This is a genomic window from Enterobacter cloacae complex sp.6700776 (assembly GCF_048284255.1).
Taxonomy (GTDB): Bacteria; Pseudomonadota; Gammaproteobacteria; order Enterobacterales; family Enterobacteriaceae; genus Enterobacter; species Enterobacter intestinihominis.
In genome coordinates, this window is the sequence record NZ_JBLVYK010000004.1 from 200,035 (window position 1) to 216,407 (window position 16,373).

Annotated in this window: 12 protein-coding genes; 4 read left to right on the top strand and 8 right to left on the bottom strand. The window is 58.2% G+C overall.

Features of this window, described 5'->3' with window-relative positions:
* Nucleotides 1-14 precede the first annotated feature (14 nt).
* Nucleotides 15-1,457 (top strand): protein adenylyltransferase SelO, encoded by a 1,443-nt coding sequence (gene selO / locus ACNQ0T_RS08930; RefSeq protein ID WP_417929907.1) that lies wholly within the window; start codon nucleotides 15-17, stop codon nucleotides 1,455-1,457.
* Here the strand turns inward: selO and ACNQ0T_RS08935 are convergent.
* The 8 genes from ACNQ0T_RS08935 to ppsR form a co-directional block, all read right to left on the bottom strand.
* Nucleotides 1,454-2,233, bottom strand: a complete 780-nt coding sequence (locus tag ACNQ0T_RS08935; protein WP_417929909.1) for a heme ABC transporter ATP-binding protein — start codon at nucleotides 2,231-2,233, stop codon at nucleotides 1,454-1,456. The two genes, selO and ACNQ0T_RS08935, sit on opposite strands and share 4 nt — an antisense overlap.
* A complete protein-coding gene (locus tag ACNQ0T_RS08940; protein ID WP_023299913.1) occupies nucleotides 2,226-3,218 on the bottom strand; it encodes a FecCD family ABC transporter permease in 993 nt (330 codons plus the stop codon). The genes ACNQ0T_RS08935 and ACNQ0T_RS08940 overlap by 8 nt, the downstream gene beginning before the upstream one ends.
* Entirely contained in the window at nucleotides 3,218-4,036 is an 819-nt protein-coding gene (locus ACNQ0T_RS08945; protein ID WP_022647847.1) for a heme/hemin ABC transporter substrate-binding protein, read from the bottom strand. The genes ACNQ0T_RS08940 and ACNQ0T_RS08945 overlap by 1 nt, the downstream gene beginning before the upstream one ends.
* Nucleotides 4,033-5,061: a hematinate-forming heme oxygenase ChuS gene (gene chuS, locus ACNQ0T_RS08950; protein ID WP_038417025.1), complete on the bottom strand. Its 1,029-nt coding sequence runs from the start codon at nucleotides 5,059-5,061 to the stop codon at nucleotides 4,033-4,035. Before chuS ends, ACNQ0T_RS08945 begins: the two co-directional genes overlap by 4 nt.
* Nucleotides 5,062-5,096: 35 nt before the next feature.
* Entirely contained in the window at nucleotides 5,097-7,079 is a 1,983-nt protein-coding gene (locus ACNQ0T_RS08955) for a TonB-dependent hemoglobin/transferrin/lactoferrin family receptor (protein ID WP_417929911.1), read from the bottom strand.
* Nucleotides 7,080-7,155: 76 nt separating this feature from the next.
* Nucleotides 7,156-7,344: a hemin uptake protein HemP gene (gene hemP / locus ACNQ0T_RS08960; RefSeq protein ID WP_022647850.1), complete on the bottom strand. Its 189-nt coding sequence runs from the start codon at nucleotides 7,342-7,344 to the stop codon at nucleotides 7,156-7,158.
* A 209-nt stretch (nucleotides 7,345-7,553) separates the two neighbouring features.
* Entirely contained in the window at nucleotides 7,554-8,600 is a 1,047-nt protein-coding gene (gene aroH, locus ACNQ0T_RS08965; protein WP_063146063.1) for a 3-deoxy-7-phosphoheptulonate synthase AroH, read from the bottom strand.
* 150 nt (nucleotides 8,601-8,750) lie between these two features.
* Nucleotides 8,751-9,584, bottom strand: a complete 834-nt coding sequence (gene ppsR / locus ACNQ0T_RS08970; protein WP_017384644.1) for a posphoenolpyruvate synthetase regulatory kinase/phosphorylase PpsR — start codon at nucleotides 9,582-9,584, stop codon at nucleotides 8,751-8,753.
* 335 nt (nucleotides 9,585-9,919) lie between these two features.
* Here ppsR and ppsA point away from each other — a divergent pair, with 335 nt between their 5' ends.
* The 3 genes from ppsA to ACNQ0T_RS08985 all read left to right on the top strand — a co-directional run bounded on the left by ppsA (nucleotide 9,920) and on the right by ACNQ0T_RS08985 (nucleotide 16,313).
* On the top strand, nucleotides 9,920-12,298 hold the full coding sequence (gene ppsA, locus ACNQ0T_RS08975) for a phosphoenolpyruvate synthase (RefSeq protein WP_046620285.1): 2,379 nt from the start codon (nucleotides 9,920-9,922) through the stop codon (nucleotides 12,296-12,298).
* 235 nt (nucleotides 12,299-12,533) lie between these two features.
* On the top strand, nucleotides 12,534-13,934 hold the full coding sequence (locus ACNQ0T_RS08980) for an MFS transporter (protein ID WP_417929913.1): 1,401 nt from the start codon (nucleotides 12,534-12,536) through the stop codon (nucleotides 13,932-13,934).
* A 3-nt stretch (nucleotides 13,935-13,937) separates the two neighbouring features.
* Entirely contained in the window at nucleotides 13,938-16,313 is a 2,376-nt protein-coding gene (locus tag ACNQ0T_RS08985) for a glycoside hydrolase family 3 N-terminal domain-containing protein (RefSeq protein WP_417929915.1), read from the top strand.
* Nucleotides 16,314-16,373 lie beyond the last annotated feature (60 nt).

A 16,373-nucleotide genomic window follows, 5' to 3' on the forward strand; every position in this document is an offset into this window, starting at 1 on the left:
AAGCAGGAGGACTTATGACCCTGTCTTTTACTGCTCACTGGCACGATGAATTACCCGGCTTTTACACCGCGCTTAAGCCCACGCCTTTACAGAACGCGCGTCTTATCTGGCATAACGATGCATTAGCGGATTCGCTTGGCATCCCTTCGACACTTTTTCAGCCAGAAAAGGGCGCCGGTGTCTGGGGCGGCGAAACGCTGCTTCCGGGCATGAAGCCTCTGGCTCAGGTCTACAGCGGACATCAGTTTGGCGTCTGGGCGGGACAGCTCGGCGATGGTCGCGGCATCCTGCTGGGTGAACAGGTTCTACCGAATGGCGAAACGCTCGACTGGCACCTGAAAGGGGCAGGGTTAACACCGTACTCACGCATGGGGGATGGCCGCGCGGTGCTGCGTTCAACCATTCGTGAGAGTCTGGCTTCCGAGGCGATGCATGCCCTGGGGATCCCCACCTCACGCGCGCTGTCCATTGTCACCAGCGACACGCCGGTGGCCCGCGAGACGATAGAGCAGGGGGCGATGCTGATCCGCGTGGCGGAAAGCCATCTGCGTTTCGGTCATTTTGAACACTTCTACTATCGCCGCGAGCCGGATAAAGTCCGCCAGCTTGCCGATTACGCCCTTCGACGTCACTGGCCGCACCTGCAAAACGAACCGGACCGCTATGTTCTCTGGTTCCGTGATATTGTCGCGCGCACCGCCTCAATGATTGCCCGCTGGCAGGCCGTCGGCTTTGCCCACGGGGTGATGAATACCGACAACATGTCCCTGTTAGGGCTGACGTTTGACTACGGTCCGTACGGCTTCCTTGATGACTATCAACCGGGTTACATCTGTAACCATTCGGACTATCAGGGGCGTTACCGTTTCGACAACCAGCCTGCGGTGGGGCTGTGGAACCTTCAGCGGCTTGCGCAAAGCCTGTCGCCGTTTATCGACGTCGATGCCCTGAACGATGCGCTCGACACCTATCAGGAGGTCTTGCTGCGGGAATATGGTTTGTTAATGCGCAACAAGCTGGGGCTGATGACGCAGGAAAAAGGCGATAACGCGCTGCTGAATGGGCTGTTTGCCATCATGGCGCGTGAAGGCAGCGACTATACCCGAACCTTCCGTATGCTAAGCCAGACTGCGCAGCAGAGCGCCGCTTCACCGCTGCGTGACGAGTTCATCGATCGACAGGCGTTTGATGACTGGTTTGCCGCTTACCGGGCGCGTTTACAGCAGGAACAGATTGATGACGATACCCGCCAGGCGCGGATGAAGGCGGTTAACCCGGCGATGGTGTTGCGCAACTGGCTGGCGCAGCGGGCTATTGAGCAGGCAGAGCAGGGGGATTATGCCGAGCTGCATCGGCTGCATATCGCCCTGCGCACGCCGTTTGCTGACCGGGAGGATGACTATGTCAGCCGCCCGCCGGACTGGGGCAAGCGACTGGAAGTGAGCTGCTCAAGCTAAGGGGCGAGAAAAACCTGCGGCGCGGCGTGCGCCGGATGTCTGCCGACGTGCACCTGCGCACCGTACCAGCGCGCCAGCGCGTCGGCCTGCAATACCGTCTCCGGTATGCCCTGAGAAACAATCCTGCCGTTGTGTAACAGCAGGATCCGGTCCGACCATAACGCGGCGAGATTAAGATCGTGCAGCACCACGCAGACGTGAAGATGACCCAGACGGGTCAGCGATTTCAACAGGCGCAGCAGATGCTGCTGGTGGTAGAGATCCAGCGCTGAAGTGGGTTCGTCGAGAAACAGCCAGCCGCGCGGCGTTCCCTCACGCCACAGCTGCGCCAGGGCGCGGGCGAGCTGGATGCGCTGCTGCTCGCCACCCGAGAGGGAATGATAACGTCTGCCAGCCAGCGGCAGGCAACCGGTCAGCTGCATCACCTCACGCACAATCGACGGTTCAGGTTGACGCGACCAGGGCGCACGCCCCATTCCAACGATCTCCTCCACCAGCCAGTCAAATCCAGGCTGAGTATGCTGACGCATCACTGCCCGATAGCGGGACAGCGTCTCCGGGTGCCATTCATCCAGCGCTTTCCCCGCCAGCGAACAGCCGCCGCTGTCGGGTTTCAGGTAGCCGGTCAGCAGTCGCAGCAGCGTGGATTTCCCCGCGCCGTTGGGACCGATCAATGTAACCAGCTCTCCCTGCGACAGTGACAGCGAAACGTTATCTGTCAGCGTGCGGCCAGACCGGGTAAAAGTCAGATTTTCAGCCGTATAACGTTCAGCCATGCTGTTCTCCACGACGAAAAATGAGCCATAAGAACCAGGGGGCGCCAAGGATGCTGGTGAGCAACCCGACCGGCATTTCTGCCGGGGCGACCAGAGTGCGGGCTACCGTATCCGCCACCAGCAGCAGAAAAGCGCCCGCGAGAACCGTGCCGGGGAGGGTTGCCCGGTGATCGGCGCCCAGCCACATGCGCATCAGGTGTGGCACCACGAGTCCGACAAAGCCAATCACGCCGCTGACGGCGACAGCCGCAGCGACCAGCAGAGCGCTGCATAGCAGTAATATTCGCTGTACAAGGGCAACGTCCACGCCGAGGTAATGCGCTTCCTCTTCACCCAGTTGCAGTAAATTTAACGCGCTGGCACAACGCCAGATCGCCAGAGCGGCAGGCACCATCAGCGAGATCACGGCGAGCAGCGTTGACCACTGCGCCTGACCGAGACTTCCCATTCCCCAGAGTGAAAGCTGACGCAACTGGGCGTCATTGCTGACCCACGAAAGCACACCCACTGCCGCACCGCACAGGGCATTGATGGCGATACCCACCAGCAACAGACGTGACAGAGAGGTGTCACGCTGCTTGCTGAGCAGGAAGATCACGCCTGTGGCTGCCAGCGCCCCAAAAAATGCCGCCAGCATCGGGGCATAAAGCATCACCAGCGCGGGCAGCGAGAGCGGGAGCACCACCCACAGGGCGACGGCCAGCGCCGCACCGCTGCTGATCCCGAGCAGGCCCGGGTCGGCCAGCGGATTGCGAAACAGCCCCTGCATGACGCAGCCGGCGAGCGCCAGCGACCCGCCAATCACCAGCGCCAGCAGCACGCGGGGCAGACGGATGGTGAGCCAGATCTGGCGTAGCGTCTCATCGCTGCCGCTCCACAGCACGTTCACCGGCAGGCGTAACGCCCCAAAACCGGTAGCCATGAACGTCATGACGGTAAGCAACCCCGCCAGAAGCCATAACGATAACGTGATGCGCCGGGACATCAGGGCAGTTGCTCCGCTCTGGCACGCAGTTGTTGTATGGCTTTCGGCGTGCGGACGCTGAAGCCCAGCAGGGCCATGTCATCAATAGCCAGCACCTGCTTGCTTCGCCCCGCTGGCGTTTGCGCCAGGCCGGGCAGTTTCCACAGATTTTGTTCGCCGCCCAGCGCGTTAAGGCCGTCCTGCGAAATCACCACCAGATCCGGCTGGCTGGCCATTACCCCCTCCTGGGAGAGCGGCTGATAGCGGGTAAAGCCCTGCATGGCGTTCTGCAACCCGGCGGCGCGTATTGCCGCATCCGCGCCGGTCTGTTGCCCGGCCGCCATTGCGGTCATTCCGCCGTGGCTGAGGATAAACAGCACCCGCTTGTTGAGCGGTGTTGAGGGCAGAGCCGCCAGCGCCTGACGCAGCGAGTTGCGCAGGGTTTCCCCTTGCACCTCATGATGCGTCGCCTGAGCTATCACTCGCACTTTTTCGTCAATCGTGCGCAGGTCAGGCGTGCCGGGAACGGTAACTACCCGGACGTGGCTCTGTTCAACCTGTTTCAGCGCCAGAGAGGGTTGCGCCTGGTCGCTTGCCAGCACCAGCGTCGGGCGTACGGACAGAATTCCCTCCGCATTCAGCTGGCGGAGATACCCCACGTCAGGCAGCGCGTTTGTCGCCTGCGGCCACTGGCTGGTACTGTCGCGCGCAACCAGAGAAGACTCCGCGCCGAGGGCGTAGACGATCTCCGTCACGTCGCCGCCGAGGGCGACAATTCTCTCCGGCGCGGCGACGGTGACCAGCGGCAGGGCGCAGAGCAGGGCAAACCAGTTTTTCATGCGGCCAGCCCTTCTGGCGTCAGAGCGTCAATCTGGCGGCGCCACTGGCTCTGCTCCGGCTCGCCTTCGGTACGCTGCCCATAGAGCTGGGCGATCTGAGTTCCATCCGCAGCAAACAGCTCCAGGCTGGTAACGTGTCCGTCTGCCGTGGGCTTACGCGTAACCCACGTCTCCGCGATAGTCTCCTCCAGCAGATGCAGGGTAAAGGTTGGGTTGAAGATGTTCAGCCAGCCCTTCATGGGCGTCAGTTTTTCCACCACACCGGTGAAGATCTGCACGCAACCGCGGTTGCCGACGAAGATCATGATTTCGTTTCCGTCCTGTTGCGCCCTCTCCAGCAGTTGTGCCAGCGCGCTGTTATCCACCTTACAGGCCAGATCGTCACTCACCAGACGAAACGCCTGCTGGCGGCTCAGGTTATGGCGCTTCAATAAGCTAAAGAATTGATGCACGTCGGTCATGGCGCGCCACTCTTTCTCCACCGAGCCTGCATCTGCACCGTCGGAATGCGCGGGGGCTTCGACAGCCTTCAGCGCCAGAGCGGGGTTATCGGCAATGATAAAACGGGTCAGCACGTCGCCCCAGGCGGCAACGTCGGTGTGATCCGTGGTGTAGACCTTCAGTAAAGCGTCGCCCTGATGATCGAAGAACTGAATGCTCTGACGTTCGCCGCGGGAGGTCGTTTCGCTAATGTGAAACGCGCTCGCCCACTGGTTGAGGAACAAACGCAGATCCAGCGCGCGCGGATTCAGCACCAGCCCGGCATGACCGCCGAGGTGCTGGTGAGTAAACGCTCCAACCTGTTCGTGAACGGCGTATTCGTTACGGCAGATGCATTTGGTTTCCCCCACGGACTCCAGCGCTGCCAGAATCTCGCGGATTTCACCGCGCAGCCGCCAGGCGTCGTGTCCAACGCGCGCAAATGCCAGCTCTGCTTCGCTGATGTGCATTAATCCGGCGATATCACGGGCGTACTTACCCGGATGTTCTTCTTTAAGCTCAAGCCAGCGTGTGTAGTGACCCATAATCTTATCCTTCTGAATCGTTGCCCCGAAGGGAATTACCATTGATAACTGACGAAGATCTTGCCGTTGCGGCCATCCTGCGGGATGCCCTGCGGTGACCAGTAGGCTTTGTCGAAGGCGTTCCCCAGCACGAGGGTGGTGGTGATGCCTTTGAACTGCTGCTGGCCTTTATAGCTGACGTAGAAATCATTTACTGCGTAGCCAGGCTGCTCGCTGTAGCTGCTGCTGATGTGCGTTGAACGTTCGACGAAGGTGCCGATCCAGCCCACGGAGAAGCCGCTTTGCGCCACCGGTATATCCAGCTTGCTGGTGACGGTGTCCGGGTTGATGCTGGAGATATATTCACCCGTGTCGGTATCTTTCCCGCGCGTGCGGTTGTAGGCCACGTCGAGGTTGAACAGGCTGGTCGAGTAGGTCGCCATCATGTCCCAGCCCCAGATTTTGGCATTTGGTACGTTATAGGACATGGTAGTGGCCGCCGCAAAATCGACGGTGGTAGAGATGTAATCTTTTGCTTTGGTGTCGAAGTAGCTGGCTTTGAACTCCAGCGCGTCGTTGGCGAGTAGCAGATCGTCAAAACGCAGCCCAAAACCGAACTCCTGGGTTTCGTTGGTCTCCGGACGCAGGTTCGGGTTCGGCACCCAGTAGTTAGTGTAGAAGCTGCCGATAGAGAAGTGCTTTGAGTCGTTATACATCTCGCCCATCGTTGGCGCGCGGAAGGCCTGGGCGTAAGAGCCGAACAGCATCAGCCAGTCGGTTGGACTCACGGTTAACCCGGCGCGTGATGACCATTTATCCGCATCCACGTCGTCGTAACCGTCGCTGCTGCCGCGGTAGTTGTCGTAACGCGTCCCGCCGAGAAGCGTTACCGGCAGGTCGCGCAGGGTGATCTCATCCTGCAACCAGCCGGAGCTGAAGTCGATTTTAGCGTCCGGGAAGCCGGTGGTCGCGCCGCCAGGGTGTTGCTCCTGACGGTAGTATTCCCCGCCGTAGGTCAGCAGGTGCGAGGCGAAGGAGTCGCTGAACAGGCGGGTGCGGTTTTCCACTTTGCCGCCTTTGGTGGTCTGCTTACGGAACTCGCCGCTGGCGTCGATGTTCTGGGCGTTGATCCGCGCTTCGGACCAGTAAATTTTCGCATCGGCGTTCAGCCAGTCGTTTCCGGCTGGCGCAATGCGGTAGCCAAGCTGGGCATCGCGCTGAATGGTGGAACGATCGGTCATCGGGTTACTGCTGCTGGCATCCGTGGTCTGCGGATTTTTCGGCTCCTGCGCGTCGTTGTTGTAGTAGCGCAGGGATCCGCTCAGCGTCTGAGCCGGATCAATTTTCCAGCTGCCTTTCGCCAGCATATTGTTGATGGATTCGTCGTTTGGCGCCCTCGCGCCGTCACTCTGGCGAATGTCGCCGCGATCGCGGCTGGACCAGGAGACCACACCGTCCAGGGTATCGGTGCAGCCATAGGCGCTGGCGCCCATCCCGATGCTGTGATCGCCCGTTGCACCGGTAGCAAATACGCGATAGCCGCTATTTTTACCTGCGTCCAGCAGATCGCTGGCGTCGACGGTGTCATATGAAATTACGCCGCCCAGCGCGCCGCTGCCGTACAGCAAGGCGGAAGGGCCACGTACCACTTCGATACGTTTGATCAGCGCCGGATCGAGGAACGTACTGTTCAGGTGTCCGGTATCGGTGCCCTGGCGTACGCCATCCACCAGCACCAGCACGCCACGTCGGTCGTAACCGCGCAGGTTAACGTCCTGACCGTTGGTGCGCCCGGTGCCGTCCAGCGTCAGGCCGGGCACCTTGCGCAGCAGGTCGGCGGCGGAGCTGGCGGTCTGGTTTTCCGGCGCGGTGGCGTCAATCACGCTTACCATCATGGGGGCTTCGAAGGCGCTGCGGGCGTTGCCGGTGGCGGTAACGGTGATATCGTCTGTGGCGGCAAACGCAACGCCCGGCAGGGTGCTGACAATTGCCAGCGCCAGAAGAGACGGGCGTAAAGACGCGGATTGCAGGTGTGGCATAGCAACTCTCCATAAGAATTGAAAAGCGCTGGCTGCCTGGGGATCACCTGGGTGGCTGGCGAATGTGTTGTCTGGATTATTTAGTCAGGATCAGTTTTCCTGCATTGGTCTGGCGCAGCAGGTAGTGCTGGCCGTCATGCTCGATAATGACCCGTCCCTCCTCACCCAACAGGCTTTTGCTGTCGATTCGGCGATCGGTGGGAGCAGGGGACGGCGCTGTGTGTGTTTTTACTGGCGTTGCCGCGCTGTTATCGGTCGGTGACATAATGTTTATAAATAACAATCAATGTAACAATGATAATCATTATCAATAAACTGCAAATTCACGGCAAGCGTTTTTATGAAAATTGTGTGACGGGATCAAATTTGGGGGAGAGGTGCGGTCTGATGCCCTCACCCCGACCCTCTCCCACGGGGAGAGGGAGAAGGGCACGTACCGTAGGCCGGGTAAGCGCAGCGTCACCCGGCAGGATTTTAAAATCGCGTGTCCACGGCTGAAGCCAGCTTCTCCAGCAGCAGCTCGCTGTCTTCCCAGCTCAGACACGGGTCGGTGATCGACTGGCCGTACACCATTTGCTGTCCGGCGACGATCTTCTGCGTGCCTTCTTTGATAAAGCTCTCCGCCATAATTCCTGCAATGGCGGTCGAGCCGCTGCGGATCTGCTGGCAGACTTCATCGCAGACGTCCAGCTGGCGGCGGTGCTGTTTCTGGCAGTTGCCGTGGCTGAAATCCACCACCAGATGCTCCGGCAGGTCAAATTCCGCCAGCGTTTCGCAGGCGGCGGCAATATCTTCTGCATGGTAATTCGGTTTTTTACCGCCACGCATAATGATATGTCCGAACGGGTTGCCGCTGGTCTGGTAGATGGTCATCTGGCCGTTTTTATCCGGGGAGAGGAACATATGGCTGGCGCGTGACGCGCGGATGGCATCAACGGCGATGCGGGTATTGCCGTCCGTTCCGTTTTTGAAGCCCACCGGGCAAGAGAGCGCCGACGCCATTTCACGGTGGATCTGGCTTTCGGTGGTACGCGCGCCAATCGCGCCCCAGCTAATGAGGTCGGCAATAAACTGTCCGGTCACCATATCCAGAAATTCGGTAGCGGTCGGCACGCCCAGCTCGTTAACCTGTAGCAGCAGCTTACGCGCCAGCGCAATGCCGTGATTCACCCGGTAACTACCGTTCAGATCGGGATCGGATATCAATCCTTTCCAGCCCACGACAGTACGCGGTTTTTCAAAGTAGGTACGCATCACGATCTCCAGGCGATCCTGATACGTGCCGCGCAGCGTCTGAAGGCGTTGTGCATAATCCATCGCCGCGTCCAGGTCGTGGATGGAGCAGGGGCCAATTACTACCAGAAGACGTTTGTCTTCACCATTGAGAATTTTTTCGATGCGGCGACGGGAGGCCGTCACATGGTCCGCCACCTCGTCGGAAACGGGGTGCAGCCGGGCCAGTTCAGCCGGGGTGACCAGGCTATCAATGCGCGCGGTGCGCAGTTCGTCGGTTTTGTTCATGGAATGTCTCAGAAATTTTTTGCTTCATCGGCAGACTACCGGGAAGTGATGGGCATCACCTTAAACCAATCCCTGCTGATTTCAAGTTCGGGGCACGTCGCCCCGAGGATGGCATGATAATAACTGAAACTGGATTAATGTACTAGCATATTAGTACATGCGGCGATTCAGTCCCATGATATCGAGGATCTTGGTGGCAATTTCTTCTACTGAATAGTTGGTACTGTTCAGCCAGGGGATCTGATTTTTCCGGTACAGCGCTTCGACTTCGGAGACTTCCATTCGGCACTGGCGCATTGAGGCGTAGCGGCTGTTCTCGCGACGTTCTTCGCGGATCGCCGCCAGTCGTTCCGGGTTGATGGTCAGCCCAAATAGCTTATGCTGAAGCGGCTTGAGCGCGGCAGGCAGCACCAGGTTGTCCATATCATCGGCAATAAAGGGGTAGTTGGCGGCGCGAATGCCAAACTGCATTGCCAGGTAAAGGCTGGTGGGGGTTTTACCGCAGCGCGACACACCTAGCAAAATGACCTGCGCCTGGTCCAGATTGCGCAGCGAGATCCCGTCGTCGTGCGCCAGAGTGTAGTCAATGGCGGCAATACGCGCATCGTATTTGGTCAGGTTGCCGGGATTCAGCCCGTGGGTACGGTGAGCGATCGGCGTCGGGTCGAGCTTCAGCTCGCTTTGCAAGGGAGCAACCAGCGCCTGCACGATGTCCTGACAGAAGCCCTCGCTTTGCAAAATGATGTTGCGGATCTCAGGGATCACAATGGAATAGAACACCAGCGGACGAACGCCGGTCTGCTGGTAAATGGCGTCGATCTGGTCCTTGACCGCTTTGGCCCGGCTCTCATTTTCCACGAACGGCAACGTGATGCTGTTTATCGATACCGGAAACTGCGACATCACCGCGTGTCCCAGCACCTCGGCGGTAATCGCCGTCCCATCAGAAATATAAAAAACGTGGCGATCGACAGCATTATCCATTTTATCCACCCTGAATAGCGTACGTAATTGCCTGAAAGCATAAATTAAAAAAGTTAATTGCACAGCAAAGAACTTATCTGAATTTAAAATGAAATGGTGTTTTTGATTTTCCTGAAAAGTGGATTTCATTTTCTGATTAGCGGCGTTATTTCTATGGTTTTTGCCGGAATCTATAGGAATCATCGGGTTAGCGAGTGCGGGGAAACTGTCCGAAAAGTTGAAAATTTAAATTGCTTACACGATTCACCGTTTTTTTAGCGGAAATAAATATGCCAGTATAAATACGTAGTCAGGTGTTTCTTACTCCGATCAAATATCACAAAAGGATTGTTTCGATGTCCAACAATGGCTCGTCACCGCTGGTGCTTTGGTATAACCAACTCGGCATGAATGATGTAGACAGAGTTGGGGGCAAAAATGCCTCCCTGGGTGAAATGATTACAAATCTGTCCGGTATGGGTGTCTCCGTACCAAACGGGTTTGCCACAACCGCCGATGCGTTTAACCTGTTTTTAGACCAGAGCGGTGTAAACCAGCGCATTTACGACCTGCTGGATAAAACGGATATTGATGATGTCACCGAGCTTGCCAAAGCCGGGGCGCAAATCCGCCAGTGGATTATCGACACACCTTTCCAGCCGGAACTGGAAAAAGCCATCCATGACGCCTACAACCAGCTCTCCGCTGACGACGCGCAGGCCTCCTTTGCCGTGCGCTCTTCCGCTACCGCGGAAGATATGCCGGATGCCTCTTTCGCCGGACAGCAGGAAACCTTCCTCAACGTCCAGGGTTACGAGGCGGTACTGGTGGCGGTGAAGCATGTGTTTGCTTCCCTGTTCAACGACCGCGCCATCTCCTATCGCGTGCATCAGGGCTATGACCACCGCGGCGTCGCGCTCTCCGCAGGCGTACAGCGCATGGTGCGCTCCGACGTAGGCTCTTCCGGCGTGATGTTCTCTATCGACACGGAATCCGGCTTCGACCAGGTGGTGTTTATCACCTCCGCGTGGGGTCTGGGCGAGATGGTGGTGCAGGGGGCGGTGAACCCTGACGAATTCTATGTGCACAAGCCTACGCTGGCGGCTAACCGTCCGGCAGTGGTACGCCGCACCATGGGCTCGAAAAAAATCCGCATGATCTATGCCCCGACGCAAGAGCATGGCAAGCAGGTCACCATTGAAGATGTGCCGCTGGAGCAGCGGGATCGCTTCTCGCTCACCGACGCCGAAGTGGAAGAGCTGGCGAAGCAGGCGGTGCAGATTGAAAAACACTATGGCCGTCCGATGGACATCGAGTGGGCCAAAGACGGACACACCGGCAAGCTGTTTATCGTGCAGGCGCGTCCGGAAACCGTCCGTTCGCGCGGTCAGGTCATGGAGCGCTACACCCTGCACGCGCAGGGCAAAATTGTCGCGGAAGGCCGCGCAATCGGCCACCGCATCGGTGCCGGTCCGGTGAAAGTGATCCACGACATCAGCGAGATGAATCGCATTCAGCCTGGCGACGTGCTGGTGACCGACATGACCGACCCGGACTGGGAGCCGATCATGAAGAAAGCGGCTGCTATCGTCACCAACCGCGGTGGCCGTACCTGCCACGCGGCTATTATCGCCCGTGAGCTGGGGATCCCGGCGGTGGTCGGCTGCGGTGACGCGACCGAACGCATGAAGGACGACCAGAACGTGACGGTCTCCTGTGCCGAAGGCGATACCGGTTACGTGTATGCCGATATCCTCGACTTCAGCGTGAAGAGCTCCAGCGTGGATACCATGCCGGACCTGCCGCTGAAAATCATGATGAACGTCGGTAACCCGGATCGCGCGTTTGACTTCGCCTGCCTGCCGAACGAAGGCGTGGGCCTGGCGCGTCTGGAATTCATCATCAACCGCATGATCGGCGTTCACCCGCGTGCGCTGCTGGAGTTTGACGACCAGGACGCGAAGCTGCAAAACGAAATCCGCGAGATGATGAAGGGTTACGACTCGCCGAGAGAGTTCTATGTCGGCCGCCTGACGGAAGGCATCGCCACGCTCGGCGCGGCCTTCTACCCGAAACGCGTGATCGTGCGTCTGTCGGACTTTAAGTCCAACGAATATGCCAACCTGGTGGGCGGCGAACGCTACGAGCCGGAAGAAGAGAACCCGATGCTGGGCTTCCGCGGCGCCGGACGCTACGTGTCGGAAAGCTTCCGCGACTGCTTCGCGCTGGAGTGCGAAGCGGTAAAACGCGTGCGCAACGACATGGGGTTGACCAACGTGGAAATCATGATCCCGTTCGTCCGTACCGTGGATCAGGCGAAAGCGGTCGTGGATGAGCTGGCGCGTCAGGGGCTGAAGCGCGGCGAGAACGGGCTGAAGATCATCATGATGTGTGAAATTCCGTCCAACGCCCTGCTGGCCGAGCAGTTCCTGGAGCACTTCGACGGCTTCTCCATTGGTTCGAATGATATGACGCAGCTGGCGCTCGGCCTGGACCGCGACTCCGGCGTCGTTTCTGAGCTGTTTGATGAGCGTAACGAGGCGGTGAAAGCGCTGCTCTCCATGGCCATCCGTGCGGCGAAGAAACAGGGTAAATATGTCGGGATCTGCGGGCAGGGTCCCTCTGACCATGAAGACTTTGCGGCCTGGCTGATGGATGAGGGGATTGATAGCCTCTCCCTGAACCCGGACACCGTGGTGCAAACCTGGCTGAGCCTGGCAGAGCTTAACAAGTAAAACCTGCATAACCTGAAAAAGGCGAGGATATCTGTCCTCGCCTTTTTTTATTTTCCTGCGAATATGCTCACCATCACAAATAAAGCAAAAAACCAAATATCATAATTTATCTGTTAATTTAGACAATTGTTAGTGGGCAGGGCGTTGCTAATACTTGAGCCTTACCGTGTACATCCGTCGGGATGATGCGCGACTGGTTGAAATACGTTTTAACCTGATAAAAAGGCAAATAACAATGACAATCTCCTCTGTATTACGTACCAAAGATAAAATAGGTTATGGCCTCGGTGATATGGCCAGCGCGCTGGTCTGGCAAACGGCAACGTTATTTCTCGCGTTTTTCTATACGGACGTATTCGGTTTGCCGGCGGCCATTATGGGCACCATGTTTTTAGTGGTGCGCGTGATCGATGCGTTTGTCGATCCGTGCATTGGCGCGCTGGTGGACCGTACTCAGACCCGCCACGGTCGTTTTCGTCCCTGGCTGCTCTGGTTTGCCATTCCGTTTGGCGTGAGCTGCCTGATTACCTTCTACGTACCGGATGCCGGGCAGACGGCGAAAATTGTCTATGCTTGCGTAACCTATGCCATCCTGAGCCTGATCTACTCCGCGATTAACGTTCCATACTGCGCCATGCCCGGCGCGCTGACGCTCGACCCGCGCGAGCGCCACTCGCTGCAATCCTGGCGCTTTGGCCTGTCGTTTATCGGCGGGTTGATTGTAACGGTCATCGCGCTGCCGCTGGTCTCATTATTAGGTCAGGGGAATGTGCAAAAAGGTTATTTCTATGCCATGAGCCTGATGGGGCTGCTGGGTATTATTTTATTCTTCTGCTGCTTCTTTATGACCCGGGAGCGTTACTCGCCACGCAATGACACCTCCGGCTCGATGCTGACGGATTTAAAACTGCTGGCCGCCAACAGCCAGTGGCGAATTGTTTTTCTGTTTAATATTTTACTGTTAACCGCCGTCGTGACGCGTGGCTCTGCGACCATGTATTACGTTAACTATGTTCTGTTACGCCCTGAACTGGTCTTTGCCTTTATTGTTTCCGGCATGGTGGCATCCTTAAGCGGCGCATTATTATCTGAACGCCTGCTGGGGAAATTTGATCGCGTACGTGCCTATCAGTGGACCATTATTTCTTTCGTTATTTTTGGCGCGTTGATTTTCTTCATTCCTCCTTCGCAGGTGTGGCTGATATTCGGTCTGAATATTGTGTTTAGTTTTATTCAGAACCTGACCACGCCGCTGCAATGGACCATGTTCTCCGATGTGGTGGACTACGAAGAACACCGCAGCGGCCGCCGTCTGGACGGGCTGGTCTTTTCTACCGCCCTGTTTGCCATCAAGTTTGGGTTGGCGCTGGGTGGGGCGGTAGTCGGTTGGGTGCTGGGCATGGTGGATTACGCGCCCGGACAGGCAAACCAGGCGCCTCACGTCCTCGCAACCATCAATGCCCTGTTCACCCTGATCCCCTGCGCGCTGTTCCTCTGCATGGTGGCGCTCCTTGCTATCTACAAACTCAACAGCCGACTGGTGGATTCCATTGCCCGTGAGCTGGCCAGCAAGCGAGACATTCGAAACGATGCGGGGCAGCTCAGCCCGGTAACCCAATCCGCACTACAGGAGTAAACCATGACTGTGATCTACAAGGACGCGGGACGTCCCGTACACGAACGTGTCGCTGATTTACTGGCGCGTATGACGCCGGAAGAGAAATTTGCCCAGATGCACGCGTACTGGCTGATCCTCGATGAACACGGCAACCACCGCGAACGCAGCGATTTGAGCGATGAGTTCGCCGGCGTGAGCGAACAGGCGTCCCTCAGCGAAAGGCTGAAGCTGGGCGTCGGGCAGATCACCCGTCCGCTCGGCACGCACATTGTTGATGCAAAAACCGGCGTGCGTGCCGCTAACCGCCTGCAACGTATGATGATGGAGGAGACCCGGCTCGGCATTCCGGCGCTGTTTCATGAGGAGTGTCTGGTGGGGCTGCTGTGCAAAGATGCAACCCTGTTCCCGTCGTCGCTGAACTACGGTTCCACCTGGGACCCGGCGCTGGTGCAGCGCGCGGCGGAGCAGATTGGCAACGAGGCCCGGTCTGTCGGGTGCCAGCAGGGGCTGGCCCCGGTGCTGGATGTCTCGCGCGATGTGCGCTGGGGACGGACGGAAGAGACCTTTGGGGAAGATCCGTGGCTGGTAGGGGTGATGGCGACGGCGTACGTGAAGGGGTTGCAGGGCGATAAGCGCGATCTGCTGGCGACCCTGAAACATTACGTGGGGCACTCCTTCAGCGAAGGGGCGCGCAACCATGCGCCGGTCCATCTGGGTTTCAGCGAGCTAAACGATACCTTCCTGCTACCGTTTGAGATGGCGGTGAAGCTGGCCAACGCCGGTTCGGTGATGCCAGCCTATCATGACATCGATAATCAGCCAGGGCACAGCGACCATTTCCTGCTCACCACCGTGCTGCGTGATCAGTGGGGCTTCGACGGCATTATTGTCGCGGATTACGGCGGCGTCAGCCTGCTGCACCAGCACCACGGGATTTCTCACGATCCAGCAGAATCGGCGGCGCTGGCGTTTAACGCCGGGCTGGACGTGGAATTGCCGAAGGATGACTGCGCGCGTCATCTGGCGGAAGCGGTAGAGCGTGGGCTTATCTCAATGGCGAAAGTGGATGAGATTGTGGCGCGCGTGCTAAGTGAAAAATTCCGTCTCGGGCTGTTTGAAAAACCGTACGCCGACGAAAAAGGTATCGATTTGCAGAATGAGGCGACCCGGCAGGTGGCGCGCGAGGTGGCAACAAAATCGATCACGCTGCTGGAAAATAACGGCATTTTGCCCCTCGGCGGAAAACCCCGTGTAGCGGTAGTGGGGCCGACGGCGGACGATCCGCTGGCGTTGCTGAGCGGCTACAGCTTCCCGGTTCACCTGATCATCAGCGATATGGTTGAAGAGACCTCGCAGGTGACAACCCCGCGCGCGGCGCTGGAACAGTACCTTGGTGCATCGCAGATACGTTACGCCAAAGGGTGCCACATTATCGAAAAACGGATGGCGGGTGCGCCGGTGTTCCCGGACGACAGCGGCGGTAAACCGATGCAGCAATCGCCGGTTTCACAACGCACGGATTTGATCCCCGAAGCCGTGAGCGCGGCAAAAGAGAGTGACGTGGTGGTGGCCTGCGTGGGCGACCTCGCCGGGCTATTCCAGAGCGGCACCGTGGGGGAAGGATCGGATACCGATTCGCTGAATCTGCCGGGCGTGCAGCAACAGCTGCTGGAGGAGCTGGTGGCAACCGGCAAGCCGGTAATTGTCGTCATGACGGGCGGGCGTCCTTATAACCTTCAGGGGCTGGAAGAGAAGGTGGCCGCGCTGATGATGGCCTGGGCGCCGGGGCAGGAAGGGGGCTGGGCGATTGCCGATATCTTAACCGGCCGCGCGGAGCCGCAGGGCAGGCTGGTAGTCAGCGTGCCGAAAAACGCCGGGGCGATGCCGTACTACTATAACCACAAGCTGAAAAGCGGCGGCACGCCGTTTGCGTTCCATTTCGGCGCACTTTACCCGTTCGGTTACGGTCTTGGCTGGACGCAGTTTCGCTGGAGTGCGGCGCGTCTCGCTGAAAGCCACGTCCCGGTCGACGGAGAGGTGGTGTTAAGCGTCGAAGTCAGCAACATCGGGGAGCGCAGCGGCAGCGAAGTAATACAGGTGTACGTGCGTGACAAAGTCGCGACGCAGGTTCGTCCGCTTCAGGAGCTGAAAGCGTTTCAACGCGTTACGCTTTCACCGGGAGAAACCGCCACCCTGACCTTTACCTTGCCGGTGGAGATGTTTAATTTCACCCGCCGGGACGGGAAGCGAATTGTCGAGCCAGGTGAATTTGAGCTACAGGTTGGCGCGTCCTCGGCGGATATTCGCGAGGTGGTGAACGTGCAGGTGACCGGGGAGACGCGGGTGCTGGAGGGGGAATGGCAGATGTTGAGTAGGAGTGAAATTTGTAAAAATTAATATTCAGGACTCGCCTGGCCACAAAGGCGAGTCCTCTTTCAAGCAATTAAAAGAAGAAAA

What these genes read in the sequence shown, in the direction of transcription:
- selO (WP_417929907.1), top strand. Translation starts at nt 15, where the DNA reads ATGACCCTGTCTTTTACTGCTCACTGGCACGATGAATTACCCGGCTTT.
- ACNQ0T_RS08935 (WP_417929909.1), bottom strand. Translation starts at nt 2,233, where the DNA reads ATGGCTGAACGTTATACGGCTGAAAATCTGACTTTTACCCGGTCTGGC.
- ACNQ0T_RS08940 (WP_023299913.1), bottom strand. Translation starts at nt 3,218, where the DNA reads ATGTCCCGGCGCATCACGTTATCGTTATGGCTTCTGGCGGGGTTGCTT.
- ACNQ0T_RS08945 (WP_022647847.1), bottom strand. Translation starts at nt 4,036, where the DNA reads ATGAAAAACTGGTTTGCCCTGCTCTGCGCCCTGCCGCTGGTCACCGTC.
- chuS (WP_038417025.1), bottom strand. Translation starts at nt 5,061, where the DNA reads ATGGGTCACTACACACGCTGGCTTGAGCTTAAAGAAGAACATCCGGGT.
- ACNQ0T_RS08955 (WP_417929911.1), bottom strand. Translation starts at nt 7,079, where the DNA reads ATGCCACACCTGCAATCCGCGTCTTTACGCCCGTCTCTTCTGGCGCTG.
- hemP (WP_022647850.1), bottom strand. Translation starts at nt 7,344, where the DNA reads ATGTCACCGACCGATAACAGCGCGGCAACGCCAGTAAAAACACACACA.
- aroH (WP_063146063.1), bottom strand. Translation starts at nt 8,600, where the DNA reads ATGAACAAAACCGACGAACTGCGCACCGCGCGCATTGATAGCCTGGTC.
- ppsR (WP_017384644.1), bottom strand. Translation starts at nt 9,584, where the DNA reads ATGGATAATGCTGTCGATCGCCACGTTTTTTATATTTCTGATGGGACG.
- ppsA (WP_046620285.1), top strand. Translation starts at nt 9,920, where the DNA reads ATGTCCAACAATGGCTCGTCACCGCTGGTGCTTTGGTATAACCAACTC.
- ACNQ0T_RS08980 (WP_417929913.1), top strand. Translation starts at nt 12,534, where the DNA reads ATGACAATCTCCTCTGTATTACGTACCAAAGATAAAATAGGTTATGGC.
- ACNQ0T_RS08985 (WP_417929915.1), top strand. Translation starts at nt 13,938, where the DNA reads ATGACTGTGATCTACAAGGACGCGGGACGTCCCGTACACGAACGTGTC.